20 protein-coding genes are annotated in these 17,682 nt (G+C 68.7%); 12 read left to right on the top strand and 8 right to left on the bottom strand.

Annotated features, from left to right (window positions below; all coding sequences use genetic code 11):
- The first annotated feature begins 97 nt into the window (after positions 1–97).
- Positions 98–898: a response regulator transcription factor gene (locus tag OG588_RS23260; RefSeq protein WP_019064552.1), complete on the top strand. Its 801-nt coding sequence runs from the start codon at positions 98–100 to the stop codon at positions 896–898.
- Between the two features lie 106 nt (positions 899–1,004).
- Positions 1,005–2,030 (top strand): LacI family DNA-binding transcriptional regulator, encoded by a 1,026-nt coding sequence (locus tag OG588_RS23265; protein ID WP_405948996.1) that lies wholly within the window; start codon positions 1,005–1,007, stop codon positions 2,028–2,030.
- An 82-nt stretch (positions 2,031–2,112) separates the two neighbouring features.
- On the opposite strand, the gene OG588_RS23270 is transcribed toward OG588_RS23265, so the two are convergent.
- The gene (locus OG588_RS23270; protein WP_405948997.1) at positions 2,113–3,906 is read right to left on the bottom strand and encodes a trypsin-like serine protease; all 1,794 of its coding nucleotides are present in this window, start codon (positions 3,904–3,906) and stop codon (positions 2,113–2,115) included.
- 356 nt (positions 3,907–4,262) lie between these two features.
- Between OG588_RS23270 and OG588_RS23275 the strand changes: the two genes are divergently transcribed.
- The 4 genes from OG588_RS23275 to OG588_RS23290 all read left to right on the top strand — a co-directional run bounded on the left by OG588_RS23275 (position 4,263) and on the right by OG588_RS23290 (position 8,201).
- Entirely contained in the window at positions 4,263–5,543 is a 1,281-nt protein-coding gene (locus tag OG588_RS23275) for a S1C family serine protease (protein ID WP_405948998.1), read from the top strand.
- A gap of 65 nt (positions 5,544–5,608) precedes the next feature.
- Complete coding sequence (locus tag OG588_RS23280; protein ID WP_405948999.1) at positions 5,609–5,815, top strand: hypothetical protein; 207 nt, start codon at positions 5,609–5,611, stop codon at positions 5,813–5,815.
- 173 nt (positions 5,816–5,988) lie between these two features.
- Entirely contained in the window at positions 5,989–6,726 is a 738-nt protein-coding gene (locus OG588_RS23285) for a response regulator transcription factor (RefSeq protein ID WP_019064547.1), read from the top strand.
- 62 nt (positions 6,727–6,788) lie between these two features.
- Complete coding sequence (locus tag OG588_RS23290) at positions 6,789–8,201, top strand: sensor histidine kinase (protein WP_405953189.1); 1,413 nt, start codon at positions 6,789–6,791, stop codon at positions 8,199–8,201.
- A gap of 96 nt (positions 8,202–8,297) precedes the next feature.
- Here the strand turns inward: OG588_RS23290 and OG588_RS23295 are convergent, their stop codons facing one another.
- The gene (locus OG588_RS23295) at positions 8,298–8,897 is read right to left on the bottom strand and encodes a DinB family protein (protein WP_405949000.1); all 600 of its coding nucleotides are present in this window, start codon (positions 8,895–8,897) and stop codon (positions 8,298–8,300) included.
- A gap of 363 nt (positions 8,898–9,260) precedes the next feature.
- On the opposite strand from OG588_RS23295, the gene OG588_RS23300 reads away from it, so the two are divergent.
- Positions 9,261–9,656, top strand: a complete 396-nt coding sequence (locus tag OG588_RS23300; protein WP_405949001.1) for a hypothetical protein — start codon at positions 9,261–9,263, stop codon at positions 9,654–9,656.
- Positions 9,657–9,724: 68 nt separating this feature from the next.
- Here OG588_RS23300 and OG588_RS23305 read toward each other — a convergent pair whose 3' ends face one another.
- The 5 genes from OG588_RS23305 to OG588_RS23325 form a co-directional block, all read right to left on the bottom strand.
- Positions 9,725–10,261: a 2'-5' RNA ligase family protein gene (locus tag OG588_RS23305; protein WP_405949002.1), complete on the bottom strand. Its 537-nt coding sequence runs from the start codon at positions 10,259–10,261 to the stop codon at positions 9,725–9,727.
- Between the two features lie 153 nt (positions 10,262–10,414).
- Positions 10,415–10,681 (bottom strand): hypothetical protein, encoded by a 267-nt coding sequence (locus OG588_RS23310; RefSeq protein ID WP_405949003.1) that lies wholly within the window; start codon positions 10,679–10,681, stop codon positions 10,415–10,417.
- 89 nt (positions 10,682–10,770) lie between these two features.
- Positions 10,771–11,118: a DUF6247 family protein gene (locus OG588_RS23315; RefSeq protein WP_405949004.1), complete on the bottom strand. Its 348-nt coding sequence runs from the start codon at positions 11,116–11,118 to the stop codon at positions 10,771–10,773.
- Positions 11,119–11,266: 148 nt separating this feature from the next.
- On the bottom strand, positions 11,267–11,488 hold the full coding sequence (locus tag OG588_RS23320; RefSeq protein ID WP_405949005.1) for a DUF397 domain-containing protein: 222 nt from the start codon (positions 11,486–11,488) through the stop codon (positions 11,267–11,269).
- On the bottom strand, positions 11,472–12,311 hold the full coding sequence (locus tag OG588_RS23325; RefSeq protein ID WP_266858714.1) for a helix-turn-helix transcriptional regulator: 840 nt from the start codon (positions 12,309–12,311) through the stop codon (positions 11,472–11,474). The genes OG588_RS23320 and OG588_RS23325 overlap by 17 nt, the downstream gene beginning before the upstream one ends.
- Positions 12,312–12,447: 136 nt before the next feature.
- Here OG588_RS23325 and OG588_RS23330 point away from each other — a divergent pair, with 136 nt between their 5' ends.
- The 5 genes from OG588_RS23330 to OG588_RS23350 all read left to right on the top strand — a co-directional run bounded on the left by OG588_RS23330 (position 12,448) and on the right by OG588_RS23350 (position 15,204).
- Complete coding sequence (locus OG588_RS23330) at positions 12,448–12,636, top strand: hypothetical protein (protein WP_266858716.1); 189 nt, start codon at positions 12,448–12,450, stop codon at positions 12,634–12,636.
- Positions 12,633–12,980, top strand: a complete 348-nt coding sequence (locus OG588_RS23335; RefSeq protein WP_405949006.1) for a hypothetical protein — start codon at positions 12,633–12,635, stop codon at positions 12,978–12,980. Before OG588_RS23330 ends, OG588_RS23335 begins: the two co-directional genes overlap by 4 nt.
- Positions 12,981–13,048: 68 nt before the next feature.
- Positions 13,049–13,663: a hypothetical protein gene (locus tag OG588_RS23340; RefSeq protein ID WP_405949007.1), complete on the top strand. Its 615-nt coding sequence runs from the start codon at positions 13,049–13,051 to the stop codon at positions 13,661–13,663.
- A 183-nt stretch (positions 13,664–13,846) separates the two neighbouring features.
- Positions 13,847–14,428 (top strand): hypothetical protein, encoded by a 582-nt coding sequence (locus OG588_RS23345; RefSeq protein WP_405949008.1) that lies wholly within the window; start codon positions 13,847–13,849, stop codon positions 14,426–14,428.
- 44 nt (positions 14,429–14,472) lie between these two features.
- On the top strand, positions 14,473–15,204 hold the full coding sequence (locus tag OG588_RS23350; protein ID WP_405949009.1) for a response regulator transcription factor: 732 nt from the start codon (positions 14,473–14,475) through the stop codon (positions 15,202–15,204).
- 3 nt (positions 15,205–15,207) lie between these two features.
- Here OG588_RS23350 and OG588_RS23355 read toward each other — a convergent pair whose 3' ends face one another.
- On the bottom strand, positions 15,208–17,064 hold the full coding sequence (locus OG588_RS23355; protein WP_405949010.1) for an ABC transporter ATP-binding protein: 1,857 nt from the start codon (positions 17,062–17,064) through the stop codon (positions 15,208–15,210).
- Positions 17,065–17,682 lie beyond the last annotated feature (618 nt).

The following is a 17,682-nucleotide window of genomic DNA, read 5'->3' on the forward strand; positions in this document are numbered from 1 at the left end:
GGCCGTCGGCGATACAGAGCCCCCGGGATCACAGAGCATCGCCGCAATGCCGCAGTGCCGCATACGTCCTCGCAGGGACCGAGGAGGAACCAGACATATGAGTTCTCTGCTGCTCCTGACCAATGCCCTCCAGCCTTCGACGGAGGTGCTTCCGGCCCTTGGCCTGCTGCTGCACAACGTGCGCGTGGCACCGGCGGAAGGCCCCGCTCTCGTCGACACCCCAGGTGCCGACGTCATCCTGATCGACGGCCGCCGTGACCTGCCTCAGGTCCGCAGCCTGTGTCAGCTCCTCCGGTCCACCGGTCCGGGCTGTCCGCTCATCCTCGTCGTCACCGAGGGCGGCCTCGCGGCCGTCACCGCCGACTGGGGCATCGACGACGTGCTGCTCGACACGGCCGGACCGGCCGAGGTCGAGGCGCGACTGCGGCTGGCCATGGGCCGCCAGCAGATCGTCAACGACGACTCCCCCATGGAGATCCGCAACGGCGATCTCTCCGTGGACGAGGCGACGTACTCCGCCAAGCTCAAGGGCCGGGTCCTCGACCTGACCTTCAAGGAGTTCGAGCTCCTCAAGTACCTCGCCCAGCACCCGGGCCGCGTCTTCACGCGCGCCCAGCTGCTCCAGGAGGTCTGGGGCTACGACTACTTCGGCGGTACGCGCACGGTCGACGTCCACGTACGACGGCTGCGCGCGAAGCTCGGCGTCGAGCACGAGTCGCTGATCGGGACCGTCCGCAACGTCGGTTATCGATTCGTCACCCCGGAGAAGGGCGACCGCGGCGGCGAGGAGGCGAAGCTCAAGGCGAGCACCGCTCTCGCCGAGGCAAAGCCGGAGGATGCGGACGGTACGGCCGATTCGGCCGCCCTGGACGCCGCCGAGATCCCGGCCGAGGCATAGTCCGCGTCTGGGCAGGGCAGCACTTGTGCACCGGAAGGTGTGCGGAAGCTGAGAGAAGCTTCGATACGCCCTGCCCAGAGCGGGTCCATCCGCGTAGACTCCGCGCGTGGCCAAGGTGACTCGGGATGATGTAGCGCGACTGGCAGGGACGTCGACTGCCGTCGTCAGCTATGTCATCAACAACGGACCCCGGCCGGTTGCCCCGGCCACGCGCGAGCGTGTCCTCGCCGCGATCAAGGAACTGGGGTACCGGCCCGACCGGGTGGCCCAGGCCATGGCGTCGCGGCGCACGGACCTCATAGGCCTGATCGTGCCGGACGCGCGTCAGCCCTTCTTCGGGGAGATGGCGCACGCGGTCGAACAGGCCGCGTCCGAGCGCGGAAAGATGGTGCTGGTCGGGAACTCCGACTACATCGCCGAGCGTGAGGTCCACTATCTGCGTGCCTTCCTCGGTATGCGAGTCTCCGGGCTGGTCCTCGTCAGCCACGCGCTGAACGACAACGCCGCCGCGGAGATCGAGGCGTGGGACGCCCGCGTCGTCCTCCTCCACGAACGCCCCGAGGCGATCGACGACGTGGCGGTCGTCACGGACGACCTGGGCGGCGCCCAGCTCGCCGTACGCCATCTCCTTGAGCACGGCTACGAATACGTCGCCTGTATGGGCGGTACGGCGGAGACGCCGTCCGTCGGCGACCCGGTCTCCGACCACGTCGAGGGTTGGCGGCGCGCGATGACCGAGGCAGGCCTCCCGACCGAGGGGCGTCTCTTCGAAGCGCCGTACAACCGCTACGACGCCTACCAGGTCGCCCTGGGGATCCTCTCCGGCCCGCGCCGGCCGCCCGCGATCTTCTGCTCCACCGACGACCAGGCGATCGGCCTGCTGCGGGCCGCGCGCGAGCTGCGGATCGACGTACCGCGCGAGCTGGGTGTCATCGGCTTCGACGACATCAAGGAAGCGGCCCTGGCCGACCCGAAGCTGACGACGATCGCCTCGGACCGCCCGGCCATGGCCCGCGCGGCCGTGGACCTCGTCCTGGACGACGGCCTGCGGGTCGCTGGGTCGCGGCGCGAGCGGCTGAAGGTGTTTCCGTCGCGGCTGGTGATACGGCAGTCCTGCGGGTGCGAGGGCTGAAGCCCTTCTTGAGCTGCGAGGGCTGAGCCCTTCGGCTGGGAGAGCTGGGCAGGACCGCCGTATCACTGCTACGGGGTTCGGTTCAGAACAGCAGGTTGTACTGGTTGTAGCCCGTGCCCAGCTTGATCCGCGTCCCGAAGAGGGCCGTCGTCGCCTTGTTGGTGCCCGGGTAGAGCCACAGCGTGCCGCCCGAGTCGCGGGTGATGACATCCGCGATGCCGTCTCCCGTGACGTCACCGTTGGCGACGTACGAGGTGAAGTTCCAGCCGGTGCGGGCCTGGACGCGGGTCTTCCACGGGGTGTGCTCGACCTGGGTGCCCGCGTAGAGGTAGAGGACACCGGAGGAGTTGCGGACCAGGAGGTCGGCGCGGCCGTCGCCGGTCAGGTCGCCGTGGCCGAAGACCTTGACGTTCTTCCACGCCTTGTCGACGACCTTGACCTTGCCGTAGAACTCGCCGTCGCCCTTGCCCGGGTAGAGGTAGACCGAGCCGTCGGCGTCCACCGCGACCAGGTCGGGGCGGGCGTCACCGGTCAGGTCGCCGGGGATCGCGTACGACTTGTAGCCGCCCCACACCGAGCTGATCTGCTTCCACGTGTACTCGCCCGTGGCGTGGTCCACGTAGTCGCGCCACAGCTTGCCGTCCGTCGCGTCGCGGACGATCAGGTCCTGGTAGTAGTCCCGGTCCAGGTCGGCCTGCAGGACCCAACTCGCCGTCTGCCAGCCGTTGCCCTGGTAGGCGCGCTGCGCGAGCGAGGTGCCCTTGCTGTCCTGCTGGAACAGGCCGCCCGAGGGCGTACGGCCGAGCAGGTCGGCGCGGCCGTCGTAGGACAGGTCGGTGTCGTCGATGCGCGGCTGGGCGGCCCAGGCGTACGAGCCGACCTTGGTGAAGACCGGGTAGGCGCCCTTGGCGGTGCAGCCGGCCACGCCCCAGGAGACAATGCCGATGACCTTGTTGTCGACGATCACCGGGCCGCCGGAGTCACCGTTGCAGGGGCTCGTGGTGCCCTCGTCGGCGCCGGAGGCGGGGGTGCCCGCGCAGAACATCGAGCCCTCGATGAACTCGTCGTCCCCGAGGACCGACTTCATCGCGCTGTCGCAGGTCGCGTCGTCGACGATCGGCAGCGTGGCCTTTTTCAGGTTCGCGGAGAGCTCGGTGCCGGTGCCGGAGGTCAGGCCCCAGCCGTACACCGTGGCCTGCGCGCCCGGGGTGACGTACCCGAGGTCGTTCAGGTAGGCCAGCCGCATCCACTGCTGGTCCAGGGGGCGGTCCAGGGTGAGGACCGCGATGTCGTTCTGGGCCGTGTCGGCGTTGAAGCGCGGGTGGTTCCACTGGTGCAGGACGCCCGCGGCCGTGCCGCTCGCGTCGTCGAGGCCGGTGGCGCCGGCCAGGACCGCGCCGTTCTTCGTCCAGTCCAGGCCCGCGACGCAGTGTGCGGCGGTGAGGACCTTGTTCGGGGCGACGAGGGTGCCGCCGCAGAAGTAGCCGTCGCCGGTCGTGTCGTCGTAGTAGGCGAGCTGGACCATCCAGGGCGCGCTGGAGATCGTGGTCTCGGTGCCGCCGATGATGTACGGGGACTTCGTCGCCGTCTTCTTGACTGTCGCCTGGGTGCGGGCGGCGTCGACGACTCGGGAGCGCAGTTCCTTGTCGGGCGCGGTGTGCTGCGGGAGCGCGGCCTGGGCGGCAGCGGTGGCGGAGGGCAGTCCGGGCGGGCTGTCGGCCGCGGTGGTGGACGCCGGTGGGGTCGGGCCGTCGGCCGCGGTGGCGGGCTGGGCCGCGAGAACGCCGGCGCAGCTCAGCGCCAGCGCGAGGGCGGCGGCCGGGAACGCCCTGGCGGGGCGTCTCAGCCGGCCGCGCAGGGCACGTATCCGTATCACTCGGGGCTCCTGGTGTGGGTGTCGTAGTGGGCCCGAGAAGGGCGTACGACGCGACCACGCAGGGCCGGTGACATGCTTTTGTCCAGTGGTGCATGGAGCGGTGCATGTACCGGCGCTGTTCGCGGAGCCCCCCTCCGGCTCGGAGAGCGTAGGCCTCACCTGTCACCGCACACACGTGCCGCACAGGGGTCACACAAGTATTCGTCCGGCGCGTGCCGTGCACTCACTCCCCCGCAACCTCCCGTTTCCCCGAGTTTCCGGGGATCCGGCGTCTTTATATCGGGCATACGAGGTTCTGTCGGGCTTCTCAGCGGGGACTCAGCTACCTCTCATGATCTCGCGACAGGCTCTGTTCCATGACCGAGAGCTTCCGCCGCAGCGGCGAGTACGAGACCCCCCAGGGCGACCAGCCGCAGGCGTACCCCCAGCAGCAGCACGCCTCTTCTCCCGTGAACCCGGAGTGGCCGCCCCCGCCGGCCTACCAGCCGGTGCAGCAGGCACAGCCCGTCCAGCAGGCTCAGCCCGTGCAGCAGGCTCAGCCGGTGCAGCAGGCCGAGCCTGTGTGGGCGGCCCAGACGCCCGCCCCCTCGCCCGCCCCGCAGGCCGCGTTCGGCGCCGACAGTGGCGCGTACGGCGGCGGCTACGGCGCCGGTGACGGCGGGGCTCTCGCCGCCGACGGCAGCGGCGGTCACGGGGGCGGCGACACCGCTCTCCTCACCCACGTACAGGGCGAGGCGCCCAAGCCGAAGAAGCGGCGGGGTCCGCTCGCGCTGCTCGCGGCGGTGGCGATCGTCGCGGCGGCCGTCGGCGGCGGCACGGCGTACGCCTTCCAGGAGCTGACCGGCAAGGACAGCGTCGCCACCTCCAGCACCACCACGGCCGTCGTGCCCTCCAGCAAGCGGGGCGACGTCGCCACGATCGCCGCGACCGTCAGCCCGAGCGTGGTCGAGGTCGAGGCCACCCTCAGCAACGGCTCCTCCACCGGCGCCGGCGTGATCATCACCGCCGGCGGCGAGGTCGTCACCAACAACCACGTGATCTCCGGCGCCACGTCCGTCAAGGTCAAGACGAGCGACGGCAAGTCGTACACCGCGAAGGTCGTCGGCACGGACAGCAAGAAGGACCTCGCGCTCCTCAAGCTGTCGGGCGCCTCCGGCCTGAAGGCGGCCACCCTCGGCAACTCCGCCGGCGTCCAGATCGGCGACACGGTCGTCGCGATCGGCTCCCCCGAGGGGCTGACCGGCACGGTCACCAGCGGCATCGTCTCCGCCCTGAACCGTGACGTGACGGTCTCGACGGACGAGAGCCAGAGTCAGAGCCAGGGTTCGGACTCGGGCGGCAGCGGTCAGTGGCCGTTCCAGTTCGGCGGCCAGCAGTTCAACGGCGACACCGGTTCGTCGACCACGACGTACAAGGCCATCCAGACCGACGCGTCCCTCAACCCCGGCAACTCCGGCGGCGCCCTGATCGACGCGAACGGCAACATCATCGGCATCAACTCCGCGATGTACTCGTCGAGTTCGGACTCCTCGTCCTCGTCGTCCGAGGCCGGAAGCATCGGCATCGGCTTCGCCATCCCGATCAACACCGTCAAGGCGGACCTGGCTTCGCTGCGGGCGGGCGGTTCCGACAGCTAGGTCCGTAGTCCAACGATCGGTTGTTCAGCGATCAGTGATCCGTAGTGGTCAGTAGGGAGTACGTCATGATCAAGCAGGTTTCGCACACGGTGACCGACACCGGAGCGGCCGGTCTCGGCCTGGCCCTCGGGGTGGCGTACGAACTGCACGCGCCGGCGGTGCGGGCGCCGGAGGTGGCACCCGTCCCGGAGCTGATGGGCCTGCGTACCAGCGCGGCCCGGACGCACCACCGCAAGGTGCCGCTGAACCGCCTCCAGACGATGCGGGGCTGAGTCGGAGACCGGGGGAAGCCGGTCTCACCACGAGGCGAGGCCGATCTCACCCTTTTTCTCACTTCCTCCCCTCTTCACGCACCGGCCGGGAAACATGCGAGGCTGATTGCGACCAGCCGATCGTTCAGCCGATCGTTGTCTCCCCGTCCCACCGCACCCGAGGAATCCAGCCCATGAGCCCCGCCGAAGGCGACCGTGACACCCAGCGCATCCTGATCGTGGACGACGAGCCGGCTGTGCGCGAAGCACTCCAGCGCAGCCTCGCGTTCGAGGGGTACGACACCGAGGTCGCCGTCGACGGCGCGGACGCGCTGGAGAAGGCGACCGCGTACCAGCCCGACCTGGTCGTCCTCGACATCCAGATGCCGCGCATGGACGGCCTCACGGCCGCCCGCCGGATGCGGGGTGCCGGTACGACGACGCCGATCCTGATGCTGACGGCCCGCGACACGGTCGGTGACCGCGTGACGGGACTGGACGCCGGCGCCGACGACTACCTCGTCAAGCCCTTCGAACTCGACGAACTCTTCGCGCGGGTACGGGCGTTGCTGCGCCGCAGTTCGTACGCGGCGGCGGCCGCCGCGGGGAACGCCCCCGAGGACGACTCCCTGACCTTCGCCGACCTCCGGATGGACCTCGCGACGCGCGAGGTCACCCGGAACGGACGCCAAGTCGAGCTGACCCGCACGGAGTTCACGCTGCTGGAGATGTTCCTGGCGCATCCCCGCCAGGTCCTCACCCGCGAGCAGATCCTGAAGGCGGTCTGGGGCTTCGACTTCGAGCCGTCCTCCAACTCCCTTGATGTGTATGTGATGTACCTGCGCCGGAAGACCGAGGCAGGGGGCGAGCCCCGGCTTGTGCACACGGTGCGGGGCGTGGGGTACGTGTTGCGACAGGGTGGAGCGGAGTGAAGAACGTCCTCGACCGGTTCCTGCACCGGTTCCGGACACTGCCGATCCGGTCGCGGCTGGCGATGCTGGTGGCGGCGGCGGTGGCTTTTGCGGTGGCGGCGGTTTCGGTCACCTGTTGGTTCATCGTGCAGGGGAAGTTGTACGACCAGATCAACAGCCAACTCAAGACACAGGCGAGTCAACCGCAGCAGCGCAGCGTCATGGACGCCATCAGCAACTGCGACCAGACCAACTCGTCCCCAGCGGAGACAAACGGCTTCCGCCCTCCCTCCGAGTACTACTTCCAGCTGGTGAGGTCGAACGGGAAGTCCTGCGTCCCTCATGACTCGCCCGGCACGGTGAAGGTCACCGGCTCCGACACCAACATCGCCAAGAACCCGACGCAAACCATCATCCACAACGGCACCGACACCGACGGAAAGCCCGTACGGGTCCTGACGGTGCCATTGGTCACCATCGACGCGAACAACAACCGTTCGGTGGTCCAGGGCGCCGCCCTGTTGTACGCCCTGCCCCTCAAAGGCACGGAGTCCACCCTCAACGAGCTGGCCCTGCTTCTGCTCCTCGCCTCCGGCATCGGAGTAGTCGGCGCCGGAGCAGCCGGCCTGGCGGTCGCCCGCGCCGGTCTCCGCCCCGTCGACAAACTCACCGAAGCCGTAGAACACGTAGCCCGTACCGAGGACTTGACCATCCGTATCCCGGTCGAGGAGGACAGCGACGACGAGATCGCCCGCCTCTCCCGCTCCTTCAACTCGATGACGACCTCCCTCGCCAACTCCCGCGAGCTGCAACAACAACTCATCGCGGACGCCGGTCACGAACTCCGCACCCCCCTCACCTCCCTCCGTACGAACGTCGAACTCCTCACCCGCAGCGAGGAGACGGGCCGCCCGATCCCCCCGGCGGACCGCAAGGCACTGCTCGCCTCGGTGAAGGCGCAGATGACCGAACTGGCGTCCCTGATCGGCGACTTGCAGGAACTGTCCCGCTCGGAGGGCCAGCGGGGTGAGCGCGTCCAGGTGGTCTCGCTCCAGGACACGGTCGAGGCCGCGCTCCGCCGAGCCCGGCTGCGCGGCCCGGAGTTGACGATCACGGCGGACGTCCAGCCGTGGTTCGTCCAGTCAGAGCCGTCCGCCCTGGAACGCGCGATCGTCAACATCCTCGACAACGCGGTGAAGTTCAGCCCCGAGGGCGGCACGATCGAGGTCCAGCTCACGCGCGGTGTCCTCACCGTCCGCGACCACGGCCCCGGCATCCCCGCCGACGAACTCCCGCACGTCTTCGACCGGTTCTGGCGTTCACCGTCAGCGCGCGCCCTCCCCGGTTCAGGCCTTGGCCTGTCGATCGTCGCCCGCACGGTGGAACAGGCCGGCGGCGAGGTGACGTTGGCGCGCGCGCCGGGGGGCGGGACGGTGGCGACGGTACGGATTCCGGGGACGCCGACCGCACCGCCGGAAAGCTCCGCCTCCCAGTAGGCAGGTCAGAAAAGTGTGACACTTCGGCGAAAAGTGTCACACTTTTTCAGGGAGACGTCGTCCGAGCCCGGATCCAACGGGGTCGGCAGCGCGAGATCAGCCGTCGGCATCCCGCGCCACGCGCTCCAGGCGGTCCCGGTGCCCCTCCCACCACGCCTGGTCCCCCGGTGGCATGTTGTCGTTGCCTTGCAGGTATCCGACGGAACCGTCGATGAGCTCGCGCACGATGTCGGCGTGACCGGCGTGCCGCTGGGTGTCGGAGATCACGCGCACCAGGATGTGGTTCAGCGTCACCTCCCGGCGTTCCTCCGGCCACCAGGGGACGTGACCGATCGCGTCGAGCGGCAGTGCCGCGATCGTGCTGTCGGAGTGCTCCCAGGCCTGGCGATACAGCCCGACGATGTCTTCGCGCGACTCGTCCACGGTGGCCCACATGTCCGAGTTGGGCTCCGACTCCTCGGTGTACCACCAGGACGGCGGCGGCTCCTCTTCGAAGAACGGTCGCCCGAACGTGTCGCCGAAGTACCCCAGTTCCACGCTGGCGATGTGCTTGACCAGCCCCAACAGGTTCGTGCCCGTGCGAGTCAGCGGACGGCGGATGTCGTACTCCGAGAGGCCGTCGAGCTTCCACACCAGGGCGTCACGACCGTCTTGCAGATACCGGAGAAGGTCCGCTTTCGGGTTCGGTTCGATCATGCCGGGCAGTCTCCCACCCGGCACTGACAGTCCCCGCCTGACGGACGTCTCCCGGCGTTCGAGGTCGACACCTCGGCCTGCGAGGAGATCGAGAAAGCCGCGATCACAGGACACCGCCGGTGGACCGCGACGGAACTGGTCACGACCTCGGATGTCCTGCGGGCGACTCAACTGCCGGAGCTGCTGCCGTCCTTGCTGAAGCACGGCCGGCCCACCGGACTCACCGATCGTGGTGAACGGCTGAGCGTCAGGGTCCTCGTATCCCCATCGCGTACGTGGATTAACCGGAAGCGGTCACGGAGCGCTCTGGATAGCATCCGTAGCCGTTGAACTCCCCCCGGCCCGCTGATGAAGGAGCCGCCCATGCCGCGCCGTCCGATCGCTCCGATCGCCGAATTCCCCGTGTCCGGCAGCGACGCCGGCCCCTACGGAATCACCTGCGGCCCCGACGGCGCTATGTGGTTCACCATGGTCCACCACGGACGGATCGGCCGGGTCACCACCGCCGGCGACGTCACCTCCTACCAGCTCGAATCCGCTTCCAGCGGACCGTCGATCATCACCACAGGGCCCGACGACGCTCTGTGGTTCACCGAATGGGGAGCCACCCGCATCGGCCGGATCACCCCCGACGGCAGAATCGACGAGCACGACCTCCCCAGCCCGTCCTCCGAACCACACGGCATCACCCTGGGACCGGACGGCGCGATCTGGACAGCCCTGGAGATCGGAACGGTCGCTCGACTCACACCTCGCTGAGCCCAACCCCCGGGCGGCCATAGCGACTCCCGTACCGAGAAGCTGTCGATCCACGAACTCACCCGCCGCTACCGGAGCGCGAACGAAGCCCGCCGCTGCCACCTTGTTCCGTCGTGGACGATCAGGTCGACCGACGACACGCGGGCAGTGACGGGAAGCCGGTTGCGAAGGTCGGCCTCAGCCTCCTCCAGCACGGCATCGTCCTGCCCCTGGGCGATGGTCAGATGCGGGACGATCTCGTCGAACTGCCCACCGAACGGCGGGGTCTCCGGCCACCGGTCCGCGATCGCCTCGGTGAGCCGACGGAACGGGATGTCCGGTTCGGGGACGAGATACAGGATCCCGGGGAATCGCCCGCAGTGCTCGAACCGGGTCTCGAAGGGCCGGTGGCGTCCGATCACTTCCGCGATGGCGGCGCAGGCACCGCTGTCGATGCGGCTCTCGTCGAGGAACGGGAAGAGGACGGTGACATGGGCCGGAACACCCGCACGGGCTGAGGGGTCCAGCCGGTCACGCCACGCTCGCACAGCGGGTTCTGCCTCGGGAACCCTCACGATGAGTCCCGACTGCCCTGCTTGAAACGCACCGGAGTCGTTGCCTGCCATCGCACATGTGTAGCAGCGAGCCCGGAACGGCAGCGACCCGATGACGATCGCGGGCGGACTCGTTCGAAGCCGAACGGCGGTTGTTCGGTGGCCAGTTGATCGACTAGACACCTCTGTCCTTGACTCCGTCCTTCGCCTGGCCGTCGGGGGCGGTTACGGCTCCGCCGGAGGTGGTGCGGGGAGATCGGTTCCCTGCCAGAAGACCTCGAAGACCAGGATCTGCGGATCCTCGGAACGCGGGACGAAGGTGTAGGTCAGCCAACCGTCGCCGTCGTCGAAGTACAGGATGCGTGGCCCCCTCGGATCGCTGGACCGCATCGGCTGGACGCGCACGGTCTCCGGGAGAACGGCATCGGCGTCGATCCCCCGGAAGTACGGATCCTTCGCGGTGACCAGTTCGGCACGAGCCTCGTCAACCATCTTCCGTACGTGCCCGGGTAGTGCGTCACGGCTGGCAAGAGCATCGAGCCGCCAATCCATCTGCCAAGGCGGCCCCATGAACGCGTCGGTCACTCGCCGGGTTCCAGCTTCCGCGTGCCGTAGCGGATCTTCGCCACCTCGTCTAGCAGAGCCTTGGCTTCGGCGATGTCGGTCGCCTCCGCGACGCGATGCTGGAGCTCCCTCACGTGGGCATCGAGCTGCGGATCGCGGGCGATCGCGTACTCGCACCACCAGCGCGCCATGAACGCGGGCACCGGGCCGAGGTTGTACGCGTCGGCGATCGCCCACTTCCAGTGGGCGTCGAAGTCCGGGAGGAGCACCGGCGCGTGCTCGGCGATGGCATCACGCAGCGCCCTCGGCGTCCGCTCGGGCATCGGCGGGACGGACGGCTCGGGTTCCGCAGCGTGAGCAGTCATGGCCGATGTCCTCCTTCGACGCGTCGTGTCTACGACCATAACCGGCTCGTACCTTCCCCATCAGTCGATCGTGATCCGGCCGTCCATTCGACCGGAAGGTCCACGATGAGGGAGTCACAACGCCGAACGTCAGGCCTTTCGACCCACGTCACCCGAACGTGTGCACGCCTACCTCAGCCTTGACTCCGTCCACGAACCCGGACCAGGCCGCGGCGGCAAGGATCAACGGGCGGGCGGTGGGGGTCTTGCTGTCCCGGACGGGGACGAGGCCGGTGTAGCCGTCGGCGACCTCGACGCAGTTGTTGTCTCCGCCCTGGCTGTAGCTCGACTTGCGCCAGGCGGCGGTGCTGAGGTCAGGGGTGTGCGTCATGACGTCGGTGCTCCTTCAGTACGGCCCGGATGAACGCCAGCGAGTCCGGTGGGGACAGCGCCAGGTCGCGAAGACGATCGTAGGACAGTCGGAGTCGCAGAACATCGCCCGGATCATCGTCGAGTTGGCTGCAGTCGTCGCCTTCCTCGTAGGCAACAGCACTGCCGTCCTTCTGCCAGAGCAGCGTCAGTGACCCCGTCATGTGGTGGTGAACACCCGCCGAGAACGGCAGCACTTGGAGAGTCACGTTGGGCAGCATCGCGACGGCCTCGATCTGAAGCAGCTGGTCATGCCAGGTCTTCGCGCGCGCTGCGGGGCGCCGGAACGCCACCTCGTCCATGATGATCCGGACGTCGGGCGCGGGCTTCTGCCGTAGGACGTACTGCCGCCCTAGCCGTGCCGCCACCTGTTCCTCGACCATTTCGTCAGCGTCAGCTGTTGTCCAGCCGCCAGACAACACCTCCCGAGCGAAGTCCTCGGTCTGCACGAGCCCAGGCACCGCAGGCGCGAACTTCCACATCACCCGAGCCGTGGCCTCCAGCGCCATGAACTGCTTGTACGGGTCCATGAACGCGTCCAGTCGCGCCACCCTCCAGTGACTGACGAGCAGGTCACCGGCCTCGTAATAGACGTCCAGGTCCTCCATGACCGTCACCTTGGACAGCCGCTCCCCCGACTCCAGTCGGCTCAGGTAGCTCTTGTCGTACCCGGTGTCCTCCGCCAGCTGCCCGAGTGACTTCCCCGCCTTCTCGCGCAGATACCGGAGCGTCCGTCCCAGCACCGCGCGCCCCGACTCGCCCTCCGCGTCAACCTGTTCGGTCACGTCACCCCTCCCCGTTGCCTGGGCCCGCAGACAACGCCAACCCTCTTCCGCAGCGTACGCCGCACCGGTGACCATCGAGGCACGAACGGTAATCACCGCTCGTCAACGCACCGTTGGAACAGAGGAGCGCGCCGGCATGAGTGAACGCATCGTAGGAATCTGGGAGTTACTGCTGATGGCACTCGTGCACGCCCTGCTCCCCTCACAGCGTCGCGCTCGACACAAACGGCGACTTCAACGCCGGCGGCGACATGCCCTCTGGCTCGCCGTGCACGGCATCGATGTCGGGCCCCGTCGTATCCACGGAGTGGTGGTGCGGGCATGAGCACCCCCAACGGCATCCCCAACAGCGGCCCCAGCTACATCCCCCACACCACCCTCGGCGAACGGCAGTTGAGGTTGCTTCCCTGGAACACCCCCGACGGCAAGCCCTGTTACCTCAGTGCCGACAGCCACGACAGCCGTCTCTCCCTCCTCGCCGATGACATCGAGGCGGCCCAACTCGACTCCGGGGAACAGGTGTTGGCCGGAGCCAAGGCCGTACTCGGCGACCCGAAGGCCGGCGAACGGGCCGTACGTTTCGCGCTCACCCGGGCGTCCGAGTCCCTGGAGGACGTGATCCGGATCGCGGTCAGCCGGGGTGGGCGGATCCCGGGGAGCGGACTGTGACACCCCCGTCCTGACGTGCACAGGTTGCTGCCATACGATCCCCTCTGCTGCTGACCGGGGGAGGGTCCATGAGCGGGGACAACGGGGAGTTCGGCGATGCGCGGGGGATCGAGCGGGAGTACGGACGGCGAAGAACCCTGTCCGTCTCCTGGTGGCAGATCGCCGTCACCGTGATCGTCGGCGGCAACATCGTCCTCCAGGTGACGACGAACCCCTACGCCTCCAGGCGCTGGTACGTGATCGCGCTGACAGTGATCGTGCTCGCCCGGGTCGTCCCGGTCATGATCTACCGACAGCGGGGACGCACGATCGTGGGCGCACAGGGGATCACCGCCCACGACGCCATCCAGACGAACACCCGGGCCTGGCACGACATCTACGACATCCGGGCCGAGCTGAACGCGAACGGCCGTATCGAGAAAGCCCAGTGGACGACCTACGTCTACGGCAACGACGGCCGCCGCACCCGCCTCCCCTACTTCGACGACTGGCAACTCCCCGACTTCCACGCCGAACTCGCCGACCTGCGGGCCGTATCCGCACTGCACCGGGGCATGGCCTGGGAGCTGCGGCCCGAGACGGAGGACCTGATACGGCGACGCACGCGGAACAGCAAGCTCTGGGGCGCGGTGTACGTCGCCGCCATCGTCGTCGTGTGCGTGGCGTTCGTGGTCATGGCGTAGCTCTGCGGACAACACAGGCTCTGGGGAGGGTCGATGGGCGGGGACATCGGGTACGAAAGCGACGGGCGTGGGCTCGAGCGGGAGTACCGCAGGTGGAGAAAGGCGTCCCGGGGGCGGATCCTCGCCCTGTGGATCGTCATGGGGAACTGTGTACTTCAGACAATCCTGCACAACGGCATTCCGGTGCCGTACAGACTGCTGATGCTGGCGCTCATCGCGGTGCTGAGCGGCTGGGCGTTTCTGGCCGCGCGCCGGGGGCTCACCTCCGTGGGCGCCGATGGGATCACGGTCCGCGGCGCCTTCCTCGTGCGCCGACGGGCCTGGCACGACATCTACGATCTGCGCGTCGAACGCCTGAACAACAAGAACGCCGACGCCCGCCTGTGGACCTGGCTCTACGGCAACGACGGCCGCAGGCTGCACCTTCCCAACGTCGACGACTGGCAACTCCCCGACATCCGGGCCGAGATCGACGCGTTGCGCACCAGCGCCGCCCAGCATCGGGGAATGGCCTGGGAGTTGAGGCCCGAGGTCGAGGACCTGATCGGGCTGCGGGCGGTGCGTCGTAAGGCTCGGGAGCGAGCGGCCGTCGGGGCCATGCTCGTCTTCTTCGCCGCCATCGGGTATCTGGTGTGGACGGTGTCCGTCGACGACGGTCACCGTCTCCTGGCCTTCCTCCTGCTCCCCGGGGCTCCGCTCGCCGCCTACGCCCTCCTCGTCATGTTCTTCCGCCTGTGCTCCTCCCGAACCCCAGCCCACGCATAACCCCCTGCCAGCCCCGGCACAGCCGCCCGTCACACCGTGTTCGGATGGCGCGGAAGATCCTGCTTGCCGACGACGACGTGGACATACGCGAAGGGCTCGGCCGGCTGCTCAGATTCGAGGGGTACGAGACCGTCCTCGCGGGAGACGGGCGTACCGTCCTCGATCTGGTCGGCCTGGTCGGCGTACCGGACGACGCCACCGCACCCGACCTCGTGCTGATGGACGTCACCATGCCGGAGTTGGACGGGCTCGCCGCCACGCGCCGCATCCGTGCCTCCGGGTCCACCGTGCCGATCCTGATGATCACCGGGCGGGACGCGGTCGGCGACCGGATCGTCGCCCTCGACAACGGTGCCGACGACTACCTCAGCAAACCGTTCGCCGTCGAGGAACTCCTCGCGCGCGTACGGGCGTTGCTGCGGCGCAGTGCCCCGCGGACCGCCGCCGACGAGCATCCGCCCGAGCTCGAACGGCTCGTCTTCGACGATCTCGTCATGGATCTGCGTACCCGGGTCGTCACCCGTGACGGGCGGCCCCTCGATCTCACCCGGACCGAATTCCTGTTGCTGGAGTACCTGTTGAGGCATCCGGCCACCGCGCTCACCCGGTCCCGGATCCACCGGCACGTCTGGGGCTTCGACTTCGAGCCCGCGTCCAACACGCTCGACGTCTACGTCATGTACCTGCGCCGCAAAATGGAGAGCCGCGGCGAACCGCGGCTCATCCACACCGTGCGGGGGCTCGGGTACAGCCTCCGCGCAACTCCCTCTACATGATCCCTACTTGAGGGGAAGCCGCAGGATCATCGTCTCGTCCGGTGCCTGCGGCGGGACCTGGCGCAGGGTCATCGTGTCCTCCGAACGATGCGAACGATGCCGTCCCGTTCCCGTTCCCGTGATCGCCATCTCGGGGAGCGGGCCCGCAAGTCGCGCGTATGCCCCACCCCTTGCCACCAGCTCCGCGTGCGTGCCCGTCTCCACCAGGCGTCCGCCCTCGACGACCAGGATGCGGTCCGCGTCGGGGGCGAGGCTCAGGTCGTGGGTGATCATGATGGTCGTACGGCCGGACATCAGGCGGCGCAGGGGCTGGATGACTTGCCGGGCCGCCACCGAGTCGAGGCCGGCCGTCGGTTCGTCCAGGACCAGGACCGGGGCCTCGCGGAGCATCGCCCGTGCGATCGCGATCCGTTGGAGCTGGCCGCCGGAGAGGGCCGCCGTGCCGGGGGCGATCTGGGTGTCGTAGCCCTCGGGGAGTGCGGCGATGAAGTCGTGGGCTGCTGCTGCACGTGCCGCGCGTTCGATCTCCTCGTCCGTCGCTCCGGGGCGGCCGCACTCGATGTTCTCGCGGACCGTGCCGTTGAGGATGAGGGTCTGCTGGGGCAGCAACGCGACGTTCTCCCGCAGGAATTCGAGGGGTACGTCGCGGAGGGGGACGCCGTCCAGGCAGATCACGCCCGCCGAGGGGTCGTAGAAGCGGGTGAGGAGTTTCGACAGGGTCGACTTGCCCGCTCCGCTCTCGCCGGTGATGATCACCAGCTCGCCCGGGTCCGCCCTGAAGGTGACTTCGTCGACCGAGTTCCGGGTCGCGCCGGGGTAGGCGAAGGTCACGCCGTGGAAGCTGACCCAGCCGTGGACCGGCCAGGCGGGGACCGGCTGGCTGGGGTCGCCGACGGACGGGGTGGCGTCCAGGATCTCGTTGATGCGGGCGGCACCGGCCGTGGCGGCGGTGAGGGTGAGGCCGAGTTGGCCGAGGCTGCGGACCGGCGGGTACAGGTAGCCGATGAACGCCGCGAAGGCGAGGAGTGCGCCCAGGGTCATGCGGTCGGCGGAGATCTCCCATACGCCGAGGCCGATCACCGCCAGGACGCAGAGGGTCTCCACGACCTCCACGAACTGCTCGTACATCTCGCTGAGGCGGGCGCCGCGCACCGAGGCCTTCATCCACGCGCGGGCTTCCACGTCCAGGCGCTTCTCCTCGTCCCGGCGGCGGTTGTACGCCTGGGTGAGGACCACGTTGCCGAGGGACTCCTCGACCACGGACGTGATCGCGCCGTCCGCGACCCGCTCGTCCGTCGAGGCCTGCTTGATACGGCCGGAGAAGCGGCGGGCGGCGATGAGGAAGAGGGGGGCGAGGACGAAGGTGGCCAGGGCCAGGTCCCAGCGGAGGTACAGGGCCGCGCAGGCGTAGAAGACCGCGGAGAAGGCTGCCGAGATCGTGCCGACCACTCCGGACACGACCATCTGCTCGATGGCCTCGACGTCTCCGGTGAGGCGTTCGACCAGGTCGCCCTGGCGGTGCTTCTGGAAGAAGTGGGGTGGGAGGTCCTGGACGTGCCGGAAGACGTTCGCGCGCAGGCGCAGGACGAAGCGTTCGGCGGTCCAGGTGGCCAGGGAGTTGCCGAAGTAGCCGACGAGCGCGCCGAGCGCGGCGACGCCGAGCCAGGCCGCGGCCGGGCCCCAGAAGTCGGACAGCGAACCGGACTTGAGGGCGTTGTCGGTGAGGTCCGCGAAGATCAGGATCGCGGCGGTCTCGGAGAGCGCCGACACGACGACGCACGCGATGATCACCGCGAGCCACTTGCGGTCACCGCGGGTCAGCGGCCAGAAACGGCGGAAGGCCTCACGGGCTTCCCTCATGGTCAACAACTCCCTTCAGAGCAGGCCGGGTTCAGTGGATGGCCGAGTTCAATAGGTGGCCGATGCGCGTCCATGGCCTGGACGTGGCCGAGGCGGGGCCACCGGAGCGAGTTCGCTCGCTAACCAGTGGCCCCGCCTCACGGTGTGCGGGATCAGCCCTTGTGGGCGACCGGGCGCTTCGGGGCGTGCTTCTTCGGCGCGGGCTTCTTGGGGGCCGGGGCCGGCTTGCGGTGCTTCTTGACGGGGACGATCTTGTGGAAGCTCATGACGGGTTCCCTCCCGGTAAGTGCCGCTGTGCTGCGGCGAGTTGTGAAGTCGTGCGAGTGGTGCGAGTACCGCGGGTGGTGCTGCGGGTGCTGCGGGTCTTCTACGGCCGGGTCTGCGGGTTACTTGTGACCCACGGGGCGACGCTTCGGGGCCGGAGCCGGCTTCTTCGGGGCCTTCTTGGGCGCCGGAGCGGGCTTGTGGTGCTTCTTGACCGGGGCGATCTTGTGGAAGCTCACGGTGGGGTCCCTCCCTGTAAGTGCCGCTCAGCTGCGGCGAGTTGTGGAGTGGTGCGAGTACTGCGGGTGGTGCTGCGGGTGCTCTGAGTGGTGCGGGTGGTGCGGGTCTTCTACG

The sequence above is a fragment of the Streptomyces prunicolor genome, assembly GCF_045162825.1.
Classification (GTDB): Bacteria; Actinomycetota; Actinomycetes; order Streptomycetales; family Streptomycetaceae; genus Streptomyces; species Streptomyces prunicolor.